The 13,069-nt window shown below is 69.9% G+C and carries 14 protein-coding genes and 1 riboswitch; of the genes, 9 read left to right on the top strand and 5 right to left on the bottom strand.

Translation table 11 applies throughout. The features are described 5' to 3' along the window. Nucleotides 1–32 precede the first annotated feature (32 nt). Nucleotides 33–845 carry an enhanced serine sensitivity protein SseB gene (locus tag ACEZDG_RS23500; RefSeq protein ID WP_380512749.1) on the bottom strand — a complete coding sequence of 271 codons (813 nt, stop codon included), beginning with the start codon at nucleotides 843–845 and terminating at the stop codon, nucleotides 33–35. Nucleotides 846–1,013: 168 nt separating this feature from the next. Beyond that, a riboswitch (glycine riboswitch) is annotated at nucleotides 1,014–1,153 on the top strand. A gap of 195 nt (nucleotides 1,154–1,348) precedes the next feature. On the opposite strand from ACEZDG_RS23500, the gene gcvT reads away from it, so the two are divergent. The 4 genes from gcvT to ACEZDG_RS23480 all read left to right on the top strand — a co-directional run bounded on the left by gcvT (nucleotide 1,349) and on the right by ACEZDG_RS23480 (nucleotide 5,826). Continuing rightward, on the top strand, nucleotides 1,349–2,470 hold the full coding sequence (gene gcvT, locus ACEZDG_RS23495) for a glycine cleavage system aminomethyltransferase GcvT (protein ID WP_380512748.1): 1,122 nt from the start codon (nucleotides 1,349–1,351) through the stop codon (nucleotides 2,468–2,470). A gap of 93 nt (nucleotides 2,471–2,563) precedes the next feature. Then, entirely contained in the window at nucleotides 2,564–2,941 is a 378-nt protein-coding gene (gcvH, locus tag ACEZDG_RS23490; protein WP_380512746.1) for a glycine cleavage system protein GcvH, read from the top strand. An 87-nt stretch (nucleotides 2,942–3,028) separates the two neighbouring features. After that, nucleotides 3,029–4,297, top strand: coding sequence for a serine hydroxymethyltransferase (gene glyA / locus ACEZDG_RS23485; RefSeq protein WP_380512744.1), 1,269 nt, complete (start codon nucleotides 3,029–3,031; stop codon nucleotides 4,295–4,297). Between the two features lie 161 nt (nucleotides 4,298–4,458). Beyond that, on the top strand, nucleotides 4,459–5,826 hold the full coding sequence (locus tag ACEZDG_RS23480) for an L-serine ammonia-lyase (protein ID WP_380512742.1): 1,368 nt from the start codon (nucleotides 4,459–4,461) through the stop codon (nucleotides 5,824–5,826). Between the two features lie 101 nt (nucleotides 5,827–5,927). On the opposite strand, the gene ACEZDG_RS23475 is transcribed toward ACEZDG_RS23480, so the two are convergent. Next, the gene (locus tag ACEZDG_RS23475; RefSeq protein WP_380512740.1) at nucleotides 5,928–6,398 is read right to left on the bottom strand and encodes a hypothetical protein; all 471 of its coding nucleotides are present in this window, start codon (nucleotides 6,396–6,398) and stop codon (nucleotides 5,928–5,930) included. A 6-nt stretch (nucleotides 6,399–6,404) separates the two neighbouring features. Next, nucleotides 6,405–6,914 carry an endonuclease toxin domain-containing protein gene (locus ACEZDG_RS23470; RefSeq protein ID WP_380512738.1) on the bottom strand — a complete coding sequence of 170 codons (510 nt, stop codon included), beginning with the start codon at nucleotides 6,912–6,914 and terminating at the stop codon, nucleotides 6,405–6,407. Nucleotides 6,915–7,233: 319 nt separating this feature from the next. On the opposite strand from ACEZDG_RS23470, the gene ACEZDG_RS23465 reads away from it, so the two are divergent. Both ACEZDG_RS23465 and ACEZDG_RS23460 read left to right on the top strand, forming a co-directional pair. After that, entirely contained in the window at nucleotides 7,234–7,503 is a 270-nt protein-coding gene (locus ACEZDG_RS23465) for a type II toxin-antitoxin system Phd/YefM family antitoxin (protein ID WP_380512736.1), read from the top strand. Continuing rightward, complete coding sequence (locus ACEZDG_RS23460; protein WP_380512735.1) at nucleotides 7,493–7,951, top strand: type II toxin-antitoxin system VapC family toxin; 459 nt, start codon at nucleotides 7,493–7,495, stop codon at nucleotides 7,949–7,951. The genes ACEZDG_RS23465 and ACEZDG_RS23460 overlap by 11 nt, the downstream gene beginning before the upstream one ends. A 51-nt stretch (nucleotides 7,952–8,002) precedes the next feature. Here the strand turns inward: ACEZDG_RS23460 and ACEZDG_RS23455 are convergent, their stop codons facing one another. Continuing rightward, the gene (locus tag ACEZDG_RS23455; protein WP_380512733.1) at nucleotides 8,003–8,710 is read right to left on the bottom strand and encodes a hypothetical protein; all 708 of its coding nucleotides are present in this window, start codon (nucleotides 8,708–8,710) and stop codon (nucleotides 8,003–8,005) included. Between the two features lie 83 nt (nucleotides 8,711–8,793). Here ACEZDG_RS23455 and ACEZDG_RS23450 point away from each other — a divergent pair, with 83 nt between their 5' ends. The 3 genes from ACEZDG_RS23450 to ACEZDG_RS23440 all read left to right on the top strand — a co-directional run bounded on the left by ACEZDG_RS23450 (nucleotide 8,794) and on the right by ACEZDG_RS23440 (nucleotide 12,034). Then, the gene (locus ACEZDG_RS23450) at nucleotides 8,794–9,252 is read left to right on the top strand and encodes a MarR family winged helix-turn-helix transcriptional regulator (protein WP_380512731.1); all 459 of its coding nucleotides are present in this window, start codon (nucleotides 8,794–8,796) and stop codon (nucleotides 9,250–9,252) included. Nucleotides 9,253–9,391: 139 nt separating this feature from the next. Beyond that, nucleotides 9,392–10,744, top strand: coding sequence for an MFS transporter (locus ACEZDG_RS23445; protein WP_380512729.1), 1,353 nt, complete (start codon nucleotides 9,392–9,394; stop codon nucleotides 10,742–10,744). A gap of 42 nt (nucleotides 10,745–10,786) precedes the next feature. Next, nucleotides 10,787–12,034: an MFS transporter gene (locus ACEZDG_RS23440; protein WP_380512728.1), complete on the top strand. Its 1,248-nt coding sequence runs from the start codon at nucleotides 10,787–10,789 to the stop codon at nucleotides 12,032–12,034. Nucleotides 12,035–12,045: 11 nt separating this feature from the next. On the opposite strand, the gene ACEZDG_RS23435 is transcribed toward ACEZDG_RS23440, so the two are convergent. Further along, a complete protein-coding gene (locus ACEZDG_RS23435) occupies nucleotides 12,046–13,068 on the bottom strand; it encodes a dCTP deaminase domain-containing protein (protein WP_380512727.1) in 1,023 nt (340 codons plus the stop codon). Nucleotide 13,069 lies beyond the last annotated feature (1 nt).

Below are 13,069 nucleotides of genomic sequence, written 5' to 3'. Positions count from 1 at the left end.
GCCCTGCTCCGGCCGCTGCTCGAACGGTCAGCCTAGTACCCGGGCAGGTACTCGGACGGGGCGCGCTCGAAGAACGGCGCCACGGACACCAGCATCCAGTCCCCGACCGGATCCTGGGCCGAGTCCAGCAGCACCACGTCCAGGCCCCAGGGCAGCGGCACGGCGCCGAGCGCCCGGCCCAGCGCCTGGACCACGGCGTCCTGGTCCTCCGGCTGCCAGCGGTCCAGCTCGACCCCGACGAACAGCTTCTCGGCGTCGCCCTCGACCTGGGCCAGCGCCCGACGCGCCGTCAGCACCACGTCGGTGCGGGCGAGTTCACCGATCGCGGCGGTGAGGAACTCGACCGGCTCCTCGTACGGCTCGGGCAGCCGCAGGCCGACCCGGGCGCCGGCCGCGGCGACGCGCGCCGCCTCGTGCTCGGCGGCCTCGTTCGCACTGCTGCCGCCATGGCCGCCGCCGCAGAGCTCAGCGACTCCGGCCGCCGGGATCGGGATGCCGACCGCGCCCTCCGGATTCACCACGATGCCGACCCCGAGCGGCATCCCCTGCGCCAGCTCGCGCACCGGGGCCACCGTGAACGGCATGGTCCCGGCGATCCGGCGGAACTGGTCCTCGGAGCTGAACACCGGCACGAAGGGCTGGCCCGCCAGCTCGGTGGTCGGCAGCGCCAGCGTCCCGGCGTCGTGGCCGGCCCCGCCGGGCAGCGGCACCCAGACCTGGCTGCGGCGCAGCACCTCCACCACCCGGGGGGTCGCGCCCGGGTCGCCGACCGCGGCGACCAGGACCCGCTCCAGCTCGTTCGCGGGCCAGCCCTGCGCCTGTGCCGGGATCGTCGGGTACTGCATCTGCCGCTCCCACCGTTCGCTGTGCCGTTCTGCGCCGTTGTTCCGACAGCTGGAAACAGTATCCGGCCGGAGCCGCGGCACGCCCGGGTACGCGGAGACCGCGCCGCCGACTCCACCGCAGGCATGCCATGATGGGCGGCGCCCCACCACAACTGAACACCGGCCGTTACAGCCCGCGCGGGAGAGCCAGGCCGTCCCCTCCGATCGCAACGATTCCGATCGCAACGATCTCGGTTGGGGGACGCAGTCGGCGCCGAAGGAGCAAGCCCTCCCCGGAATCTCTCAGGCACAGCTACCGCACGGGCGAGGCACATCTGGAAAGTGGTCGGCGCGCTCCCCGGAGCGCGTGCCCGGCCCACCAACGGTGCAAGCCGCTCCCCCACCGCCGTCCGCGCCCCGTGCGCCGCGCGCGGGTCCGCGGGGACGTGGTGAAGCTCTCAGGTCGCAGCGACAGAGCGGGAGCCCTGCTGCAGCATGTCCTTGAGAGCTTAGGAGCTGTTCTGATGAGCCTGCGTTCGACCGCCATCGACTCTGTCCATCGCGCCCTCGGCGCGACCATGACCGACTTCGCCGGCTGGGACATGCCGCTGCGCTACGGCAGCGAGCGCGAGGAGCACAACGCCGTCCGCACCAGGGCCGGCCTGTTCGACCTCTCCCACATGGGCGAGATCACCGTCACCGGCCCCGGCGCCGGCGAGCTGCTGGACCACGCGCTGGTCGGCTTCGTCTCGGCGCTGGCCGTGAACAAGGCCCGCTACACCATGATCTGCGCACCGGACGGCGGCATCCTCGACGACCTGATCGTCTACCGCACCGGCGAGACCGAGTTCCTGGTGGTCGCCAACGCCTCCAACGCGCAGCTGGTCCTGGACGAGCTGACCGCCCGCGCGGAGGGCTTCGACGCCGCGGTCAGGGACGACCGGGACGCCTACGCGCTGATCGCGATCCAGGGCCCGGAGGCCACCGCGATCCTGGCCCCGCTCACCGACGCCGACCTGCCCGGGCTGAAGTACTACACCTCGCTGCCGGCCACGGTGGCCGGCCGCCCGGCGCTGCTCGCCCGTACCGGCTACACCGGCGAGGACGGCTTCGAGCTGTTCGTCGCCCCGGGCGACGCGGCGGAGCTGTGGGCCGCGCTGTCCGCCGCCGGCTCGTCCGCCGGGCTGATCCCCTGCGGGCTCTCCTGCCGGGACACCCTGCGGCTGGAAGCCGGGATGCCGCTGTACGGGCATGAGCTGACCACCTCGCTCACCCCCTTCGACGCCGGCCTCGGCCGGGTCGTCCGCTTCGACAAGACGACCAACGGCGGCGACTTCGTCGGCCGCGCGGCGCTGGAGAAGGCCGCCGCCGAGGCGGTGACCAGTCCGCCGCGGGTGCTGGTCGGGCTGGTCTCCGCCGGACGCCGGGTGCCCCGGGCCGAGATGCGGGTGGTCTCGGCCACCGACGGCTCGGTCATCGGTGCGATCACCTCCGGCGCCCCGTCGCCGACCCTCGGCAAGCCGATCGCCATGGCCTATGTGGACGCCGACCACGCCGTCCCCGGCACCACCGTCGCCGTGGACGTCCGCGGCACGCACGAGCCGGTCGAGGTCGTCGCCCTGCCGTTCTACAAGCGCGCCCGCTGAGCTGCCCGCTTCCGGGCTGCTCGCGCTGAGCTGCCCGCTTCCGCAATTCGGTCCGTTTCGCCCCGACCGCCTCTCATCCTGGAGAATCACCCCATGAGCAACCCCCAGCACCTCACATACAGCAAGGAACACGAGTGGCTGACCGCCGTCGAGGACGGCGTGGCGACCGTGGGCATCACCGCCTACGCCGCCGACGCCCTCGGTGACGTGGTCTACGTCCAGCTCCCCGAGGTCGGCCAGACCGTGACCGCGGGCGAGACCTGCGGCGAGCTGGAGTCGACCAAGTCCGTCAGCGACCTCTACTCCCCCGCCACCGGTGAGGTGGTCGAGGCCAACCAGGCCGTGGTGGACGACCCCGCGCTGGTGAACTCCGCGCCCTTCGCCGAGGGCTGGCTGTTCAAGGTCCGCCTGGCCGGGACCCCGGAGGGCCTGCTGACCGCCGACGAGTACGCCGCCCACACCGGCGCCTGACCCCGCCGCCACCGGTCCACCCGACCCCCCTTGCTTGAGACCCCTGCTTGAGGCGCTCCGCGCCGCACCCCTGAGGGAACACACACCATGACGGTTCTGAACCAGTCCCTGCACGCGCTCGACCCCGAGGTCGCCGCGGCCGTGGACGCCGAGCTGCACCGCCAGCAGTCCACCCTGGAGATGATCGCCTCCGAGAACTTCGCCCCGGTCGCGGTGCTGGAGGCGCAGGGCTCGGTGCTCACCAACAAGTACGCCGAGGGCTACCCCGGCCGCCGCTACTACGGCGGCTGCGAGCACGTCGACGTGATCGAGCAGCTGGCGATCGACCGGGTCAAGGCGCTGTTCGGGGCCGAGGCCGCGAACGTCCAGCCGCACTCGGGCGCGTCCGCCAATGCCGCCGCGATGTTCGCGCTGATCAAGCCGGGCGACACCATCCTGGGCCTGGACCTGGCCCACGGCGGCCACCTGACCCACGGCATGAAGATCAACTTCTCCGGCAAGCTCTACAACGTGGCCGCGTACCACGTGGACGCCGAGACCAACCTGGTCGACATGGACGAGGTCGAGCGCCTCGCCAAGGAGCACCAGCCGCAGCTGATCATCGCCGGCTGGTCCGCCTACCCGCGGCAGCTCGACTTCGCCGCCTTCCGGCGGATCGCCGACTCGGTCGGCGCGCTGCTGATGGTGGACATGGCGCACTTCGCCGGCCTGGTCGCGGCCGGTCTGCACCCCAACCCGGTGCCCTACGCCGACGTCGTCACTACCACCACCCACAAGACCCTCGGCGGGCCGCGCGGCGGGGTGATCCTGTCCAAGGCCGAGTGGGCCAAGAAGATCAACTCCGCGGTCTTCCCCGGCCAGCAGGGCGGCCCGCTGGAGCACGTCATCGCCGGCAAGGCGGTGGCCTTCAAGGTCGCCGCGACCGACGAGTTCAAGGACCGCCAGCAGCGGACCCTCGAAGGCGCCAAGATCCTGGCCGAGCGGCTCACCCGGTCGGACCTCACCGAGGCCGGCGTGTCCGTCCTCTCCGGCGGCACCGACGTGCACCTGGTGCTGGTCGACCTGCGCAGCTCCGAGCTGGACGGCCAGCAGGCCGAGGACCGGCTGCACTCGGTCGGCATCACCGTCAACCGCAACGCCGTGCCCTTCGACCCGCGTCCGCCGATGGTCACCTCGGGGCTGCGCATCGGCACCCCGGCGCTGGCCACCCGCGGCTTCGGCGCCGAGGACTTCACCGAGGTCGCCGACATCATCGCGGAGGCGCTGAAGCCCTCGTTCGACGACGCCACCCGGACCGCGCTGACCGAGCGCGTCACCGCGCTCGCCGCCAAGCACCCGCTGTACCCGGAGCTGTAGTACCCGGCCTGCAGCACTCGGAGCCGCAGCCCTCAAAAGGGGCAGACCAGCATATTCCGAATAGTTTGCACGGGGCATCGCGCACACTGGACCAGTGGGCGCGGTGCCCCGCCGCACGTCCCCACTGCTCACCGCACCCTCCACCAGACAAGGGCGTCACCGTGGCCATCAGCGTGTTCGATCTCTTCTCCATCGGCATCGGGCCGTCCAGCTCGCACACCGTCGGCCCGATGCGGGCGGCCCGGATGTTCGCCCGCCGGCTGAAGTCGGAGAGCGTGCTGGCGCAGACCACCGCCGTCCGGGCCGAGCTGTTCGGCTCGCTCGGCGCGACCGGACACGGGCACGGGACGCCCAAGGCGGTGCTGCTCGGCTTGGAGGGCAACTCGCCGCGGACGGTGGACATCCTCCAGGCGGACCTCGACGTGGAGCGGATCAAGGCGGCCAAGCGGCTGCGGCTGCTCGGCGCCCAGGAGATCGACTTCGACCCGGACAGCCAGCTGGTGCTGCACCGCCGCAGGTCGCTGCCGTACCACGCGAACGGGATGACCCTCTGCGCCTACGACGCGGCGGGCGCACCGCTGTTGGAGAAGACCTACTACTCGGTCGGCGGCGGCTTCGTGGTGGACCAGGACGCGCTCGGCGCGGACCGGGTGAAGCCCGACGACACCGTGCTGAAGTACCCCTTCCGCACCGGCGCCGACCTGCTGCGCATGGCCGCCGAGACCGGGCTCTCGGTCTCCTCGCTGATGCTGGAGAACGAGAAGGCCTGGCGGACCGAGGCCGAGATCCGGGCCGGACTGCTGGAGATCTGGCGGGTCATGCAGGAGTGCGTCCGCAACGGCATGAACCAGGAGGGCATCCTGCCCGGCGGCCTCAAGGTCCGCCGCCGCGCCGCCCCGGCCTCCCGGGCGCTGCGGGTCGAGGGCATCAGCCCGGCCAACGCGATGGAGTGGGTCACCCTCTACGCCATGGCCGTCAACGAGGAGAACGCCGCCGGCGGCCGGGTCGTCACCGCCCCCACCAACGGCGCGGCCGGCATCATCCCGGCCGTCCTGCACTACTACACCAACTTCATCACCGGCGCGGACGACGACGGCATCGTCCGCTTCATGCTGACCGCGGGGGCGATCGGCATGCTCTTCAAGGAGAACGCCTCCATCTCCGGCGCCGAGGTCGGCTGCCAGGGAGAGGTCGGCTCCGCCTGCTCGATGGCCGCCGGCGGCCTCGCCGAGGTGCTGGGCGGCACCCCGGAGCAGGTCGAGAACGCCGCCGAGATCGGCATCGAGCACAACCTGGGCCTCACCTGCGACCCGGTCGGCGGCCTGGTCCAGATCCCCTGCATCGAACGCAACGGCATGGCCGCGGTCAAGGCCGTCACCGCCGCCCGCATGTCGCTGCGCGGCGACGGCCGCCACCACGTCTCCCTGGACAAGGCCATCAAGACCATGAAGGAAACCGGCGCCGACATGAAGGTCAAGTACAAGGAGACGAGTCGCGGCGGCTTGGCCGTCAACGTCATCGAGTGCTGAGGTCTCCAGGAAGCAGGTCCTGACCAGCTCCAGATCCTGGACGGGGGGCCTCCGGGACGGCCGGAGACTCCGTGACCCAGGTCAGATTCATGTCGTGGCGTTCAGGCCTGCTCCCCCAGGTACTCGGTCAGGCCCACCGCCGTGCACTCGTCGGTGCCGTCCCCCGCCCGCACGCCCAGGCGGCGGAGCAGGCGGTTGAAGGCCCAGTCCGTCTCCGGCGTCAGCAACTGGCTGCCGTCGAAGTCGGTGACGAGGGCCTCGACGACAGTCCCGTCCAGGGCGACCCACCCGGACTGGTGGAACTGGTCCAGTTCCAGGTAGGCGACCGAGCCGGGTACATCCTGGCGCAGTCCCGCCGCGCCGAGCATGACCGCAAGGAGCCGTGACAGGCTCGCGGCCACCTCGTCATCGTCGGTGAGCGCAGAGCCGATCACCCTCCAGGCGTCCTCATCGAGCGGTACCAGCACAAATCCCTGCGGCAGCTCAACGAACAACGGATCCGCCCCGCTGCCTCGCCGGTCGTCGCGCTGCAGGCTTTCGCGCGTGCCGATCAGTGCGGTGGCTTCGGTCATCAGAGTTCACCCGATGATCGGATGCAGGAACACGGTGATCCCGTTCTGGGCGCCATAGCCCACCACTTTCTGTAGGGCGACGAGCTGATCGGCCGTCGCACCGTCCGGGAAGGCGAGCCTGAGCACGTAGTTCTTCACCATGTCAGGACTGAGCGCTGGATCACTACGTGGCGTGCCGTTCCGCCTGAAGTTGACCATGTCGTTGACATACCTCTTGCCCGTCGAGGTGACGTAGGAGTTCGGGAGCCGATGGCTGTCAGCACGCAGCTTGATGGACTTGACGCTGGTGGCGGTGGCGGTCTCGGCGTCCCAGATGTCGATGTACGGATAGCCCTTCACCAGGTTGCCGCCGAGGGCCGCCTCGATCGTCAACCGGTTCGAATCGGTCCACAGCGAGCTGAGTCCCGGCACTGATATAGCTGCCTTCAGGGCCGGGCCGCAGTCGATGTTGTGCACGAGCACCGGCGTGGTCCCGGTGGACGAGTTGTCGTCAGCCTCTCCGAATGGCTGGGCCATGCCTCGCCCAATATCACCCTGGGCCACTCCGCTCACTTCATGCCGCAGACGGGCGAGCGGGGCCTCCAGGCCAGGACAGCTGAATCGCACCGGCTTTCGGCAAAAAGTCCCGAGAAGTCCCTGGCGTTACCCTAGCTCGTCGAAATCCCAATGAAATCCGCAGGTCAGCGACCTAATGACGTACGCCGGTACCGTGAAGGTCAAGTACAAAGAGACGAGTCGCGGCGGCTTGGCCGTCAACGTCATCGAGTGCTGAGAGCCGGCATACGCGTTGCGCCACCGTGTAGCACTTGGTAGCACACCTCGCTAGCCTGGTGGCATGACAGCACAGCCGGAGATCACCCAGCGGGACCTGCGCAGCAGGTCGAGAGAGATCATGGACGCTGTCGAGGCCGGGCAGTCGTTCATAGTGACCCGTGACGGCCACCGCATCGGGGAGTTGATCCCGCTGAAGCGCCGCAGGCGTTTCGTTCCTCGGGCGGAGTTCGCCGCGATGTCGCGCAGCGCACCGGAGATCTCCCTGGATGCCTTCCGGGCAGATCAGGACGCCACGGCCGCACAGGAGACGGACGACCCCTATGCCCGTTGAGCACGAGCGGGGTCTGCTCGACACCAACATCATGATCCTGCGCCGGTGGGTGGATCCGGCCGAACTGCCGGTTGAGATGGCCATCAGCGCGATCACCTTGGCGGAGTTGTCCGCCGGACCGCACGAGGTCCGGCGGAACGAGGAACAGGCCGACTACGACGAATACGCGGAGCGGGCCCGCCGACTCGACGTCCTCCAACGCGCCGAGAACGAGTTCGACCCCATTCCCTTCGACACCGAGGCCGCACGCATCTACGGTCGGATCTGTGCTGCCGTGATCGGCGCGGGGCGGAAACCGCGAAGGCGCGTGGGCGATTTGATGATTGCCGCTATCGCCGTCTCCGAGGACCTCCCTCTGTTCACCACCAACCCCGACGACTTCAAGGGCCTGGAAACCCTCCTGACCGTCGTACCGGTGACCCGCCCCGCAGTTCCGCACGATCGCTAGTCGTCACAGCGAAACGACATCACCCGCAAAGCGGGATCGCCTCGCTCACGCTCAGCGACCAACCCCCCGTCCGTGATCGTCGCCGGTCGTGGTGACGCGGTCGACTTCGGGGAGGCGGGTGTCGTCCGCCGACCGAGGGGCCATCCGGGTGACCGCGTCGGGCATCGCGCCGACCGTGAACACGCGGACCAGGTCGTCGACGGCGACGGTGGCGTAGGAGGCTTCGGACGGCACCTGGTCGGGCAGCGGGACCACGTGGAACCCGGCCCCGAGAGCACCGTCGAAGACCTGCATCGAGGTGCTCCTGGGCTCGGGCGGCGTGAAGGATGTGGCCCACAGCGCCTCGACGGTGACATGCGCGGATTCCTTCAACACCAGCTGCACGCACCGGCGGGCCTCGTCGTAGGCGATCTCCACACCGGCCGGGTCGTCCCGCTGCTCGGAGCCGGCGGCCTCGACCTGGGCGGCGATCACACCGGCGATGCCGGCCAGCCCCTGGACGATGCTCACCCGCGGGTTGCGCCTGGAGACTTCCTCGCGCAGGTACTGCTTGGTGTCGGCCGGGACCATCCCGCCGAAGACCAGGACGTCGAGGCCGGCCACGTCGTAGTCGTCGAGGACACGGTCGAACTGGTTGGTCGCGTCAGTGGTGTAGCCCTTGGCCCGCAGGATGTCGACCGTGGCGACCAGGACGCCGGGGCTGCGGCCGACCACGAGGATGCGACCGGGGTCAGCGGGCGGGGTGGGCGGGGTGCTCATTGTTGGATCTCCTTGGCTCGGTCAGTGTTGGCAGTACCAACATAGGTGATGTTGGCCGTACCCACAATTGGTAGCCTGAAGCCATGTCTGCGCACCCCGTTCAGCCCGGCCGTACGCCGGATCGGCTCAAGGACCGTCCCACCTGGCTCATCAGTCGCGCCTACGCGCACACCACGGCCCTGCTCGCCGCCGGGTTCGAAGCCAAGGGCAACGGCCTGCGCGGGTACCACTACCGGCTGCTCGCCGCGCTGGAGCAGTGGGGGCCCGCGAGCCAGGCCGATCTCGGCCGCGATACCGGCATCGACCGGAGCGACGTCACCGCCGCGCTCACCGCGCTGGAATCACGCGGCCTCGTCGCACGCAGGGTCGACCCCGACCACAAGCGCCGCAACATCGTGACGATGACACCGCAGGGCCTGGAGACTCTTCGCGACCTGGACGCCATGGTCGACGAGATCCAGGAAGCCGTGCTGGCACCGTTGACCGCTGCCCAGCGGCGTCAGTTCGTCGACCTCATGTCGCGGCTGCTTGTTACTGCCTGAGAGCGGCCGATCCGGACATGCGCACAACGAGGGGTTGTGCCTACCCGGGTGATCGGTTGTTTGATCCGGGCATCCGCCAGGCGCTTGGATGCCAGTGGTCAGCGGGCGGTTGTCCGGGTCGGCGAGAGGTGCGTGGCGGATGGCGGGTCGGCGGACGCTGGGCAGGCGGTTCGGGTGGCTGTGGGCCGCCTATGCGGTCAGCGCGTACGGCACGGGGTTCGGGTTCGGCGCGTTCCCGCTGATCGCGATCCTGGTGCTGCACTCCGGGCCGGCCCAGGTGGCGGCGCTGGCGGCCTCGGGGCGGGCGGTGGGAGCGCTGGTCGCGGTGCCGCTCGGTCCATGGGTGGAGTTCCGCCGCAAGCGGCCGGTCATGGTGGCGATGGACCTGACCCGGTTCGCGGCGCTGATGAGCATCCCCGGCGCGTTCGCGCTCGGCCTGCTCAGCTTCGCCCAACTCCTGGTCGTCTCCGTCGTCGTGGCAGCAGCCGACATCGCCTTCAAGGCGGCCAGTGGCGCGTATCTGAAGGCGTTGGTGCCGCCGGAGGACCTGCTCGTCGCCAACGGCCGGTTCGAGTCCACGACATGGACCGCGACCACGGTCGGACCACCGCTCGGCGGGGCCGCGATCGGGCTGTTCGGCCCGGTGACGACCGTGCTGGCCGACGCGGTCAGCTACCTGCTCTCGGCGCTGGGCATCCGTGCCATCGGCGGCGCCGAACCGCACCCCGCGCGGACCGCACCCGCCACGGCACCGGCCACCGCACCGGCCACGGCACCGACCACGACACCGGCCACCCCACCCGCCACGCCGCGGACCGGCACACCGCGACTGCGGGCCGGCGACCTGCTCGAAGGATGGCGCTACCTCCTCGCCCACCCCGCGCTGCGCCCGCTGTTCCTCAATACGATCGTGGTCAACGGCCTGATCATGGCCTCCGAACCGCTCATGGCCGTCCTGCTGCTGGGCCGCCTGGGATTCGCGCCCTGGCAGTACGGCCTGGTGTTCGCGTCCCCCTGCATCGGCGGGCTGGTCGGCTCACGGATGGCGCCCGGACTCGTGGCGCGGTTCGGGCAGCGCCGGGTGCTGCGCAGCTCCGGGGTGCTGCGCGCCTGCTGGCCGGTCGGGCTGGCCTTCGTCCGGCCCGGTGCCCCCGGGATCGTCCTGATCGTGATCGTCCAACTCGGCCTGGTCACCTGCATCGGCGTGTTCAACCCGGTGCTGGCCACCTACCGACTCAACCACACCGAACCCGACCGGATCGCCCGCACCCTGTCCGCGTGGTCGATCAGCAGCAGCGCCACCATCGCGGCGCTGACCGCCGCTTGGGGCCTGCTGGCCGCCGCCACCAGCCCCCGCACCGCCATCGCCGCCGCCGGAGTCCTGCTGCTGGCCACCCCGCTACTGCTCCCGCGCCGGGAGACCGCGGACGAAGCGGCGGTGCCCGGCCCTCGGCCCGCCGCGGAGGAATTGCCTCCACAAAGAATCGGATAGAAACCATTGACGGGAATAAACACCGTGGCCTAACTTGACGTAATGGCAGCCGCCCTGACGAATTATCGGCTCCTCTATTTGTCCAATGCCGTGTCCAGGGTCGGTGGAGGATTCTTCCCGGTCGGACTTGCCTTCGCCGTACTCGATCTCACCGGTTCCGCCGCCGATCTCGGTTACACCCTGGGGGCGGCAGCCGTCGTCGGCCTCGGATTTCTTCTCCTCGGCGGCACGGCCGCGGACAGATGGCCGCGGGTCCGGGTACTGCTGCTGACCTCGCTGACAAGTGCCGTGCTGGAGATATTCACCGCGATCAGCATTCTGACGAATTGTGTCCGGGTCTGGGAACTGGTGGCCCTGTCGGCGGCGTCCGGCCTGACCGGTGCCTTTTCCCGGCCCGCCGCCCAGGGTCTGATCCCGATGGTGGCACCGGCCGACGGGCTGCAACGGGCCAACGCCCAGATCCGGCTGGCCAACAGCGTCTGCGTCACGCTGGGCCCGTCGCTGGCCGGACTGCTGGTCGCGGCGACCAGCCCCGCCTGGGCCATCCTGATCGACGCCGCGAGTTTTGTCGCCTCTATCCCGATCCTGCTGAAGCTCAGCCGCGGAATTGCCGCCTCGGCGTCGGAAGCGCCGGTGAATGCGGCGGATGTCCCCGGCTTCATCGACCAGATCCGCGAGGGATGGACGGAATTCCGGTCGCGCTCCTGGTTGTGGATGGTCGTCCTTCAGAGCACCTTTGCCAATGTGGGCAGTTACGCCGGCCGGCTCCTGCTGATGCCGGTGGCCATGGAGCAGCACTACGGCGGCGCGAGCACCTGGGGATTCCTGCTCTCGGCGCGCTGCCTCGGCTATGTCCTCGGCGGCCTGACCGGTATCGCCTGGAAACCCCGGCACTCCGTACCGGTATGCGTGGCCTATCTCCTCGGCGGCGTGCTGCCGCTCGTCGCCCTGGCCACGAGGCAGCAGTTGTGGATTGTCCTGCTGGCCGCTCTCGCCGCCGGGTTCTGCGTCGAACAGCACAATCTCCTCTGGGACACCGCGCTGCAGCAGCGGCTGCCGCTGCGGATCCTCAGCAGGGCCTACGCCTACGACCAGTTGGGGTCGGAGCTGTTCACCCCGGTGGGCCTCTTCTTCGGCGGCGCGATCGTGGGGTCGATCGGCATCTCGTCGGCGCTGTGGGGGTGCGCCGCGCTGATCGGCGTCCCCACCCTCATCGTCTTCTCCGCGGTCATGCTCCGCGAGGTGTCAGGGCTGGACCCCGGGATCACGGTGGTCCAGCCCGAACACTAGCAACAGGTCAGTCAACCCGGTGGTGTCCCCGGTTCCTTGCCCTTCCGATTCGTGGCGGCGCCCCTGACCGTGGCGCGGGCGGCCTGGGCGACGAAGACCACGCCGGTGACGGCGGCCAGGGCGTAGGCCACGGCCAGGGCGACGACGAGGGTGTACCGGCCGGTGCTGAGGTGCTCGGGGAGCTTCTCGACCAGGTCGGCGATGCTGGTCAGCACAAATCCCAGCAGGGTGACACCGACCAGGAAGACGCCGAACACGACCACCGTGTTGCTTCCGTTGGTCACCCGGTCCACCGAGGTCTGCGCCTCGGCCACTTCGCGCCGCATGCCGCTGAGTTCGGCCTCGAACTCCCGCTGCAGCCGCTCCATGCCGGCCCGGAGGTCGCCGGCGATGGTCTCGGTCTCGCTGCGAAGGTCCTTGACGTTGCGGAAGTACGCCAGGCCGCCGTCCTCCGAGTCGTGGTCCGCCCTGAAGAGCTTGCTGAGGTAGTCGAATCCGACGTTGGACACGGACTTCGGCTCGGCCGCCGGCTCGATGGCGAAGAACTGCAGATAGGCGATCTGGTCGCCCTCGCGGAGATGGATCTCCGTCGGGCCGACATTGGCGACGACGAAGTAGAGCCGCTCATTGCTCTTGGCGGACCACCGGGAGGTGTCCTGGTCGTACTGCCTGCCGTAGCCGGGGTGGACCGTCGAGCCGTGCAGGATCAGCAGGCCCCGCGCCGACAGGCCGAACTTGTCGCCGATGGTCGCGGTGACGTCGAAGTCGAAGGTGAACCTCTCGATCGTGGAGATCAGCGCGGAGTCCCCCGGCGCCAGGGTGAATTCGGAGACCCTGGCCCCGTCGGTGACCGCGGTGTACCTCGCGTTCCCCGGGGTGGACGGAATGACCAGCAGGTCGCCGCCGAGCCGGACGCTGTAGCCGGCCCCGAGCACCTGGTCACTGCTCCACGATCCGGCGCGGAAGATCCGGTCCGGCTGGTTCAGCGCGTCCAGCAGTCCCTGCCCGGAGAGCAGACGTCCGTCACCGTTCACC

Source organism: Streptacidiphilus alkalitolerans (assembly GCF_042511045.1).
Lineage (GTDB): Bacteria > Actinomycetota > Actinomycetes > Streptomycetales > Streptomycetaceae > Streptacidiphilus > Streptacidiphilus alkalitolerans.
The sequence above is the reverse complement of the archived record's forward strand: the minus strand, read 5'-3'. Positions and strand labels throughout refer to the sequence as shown.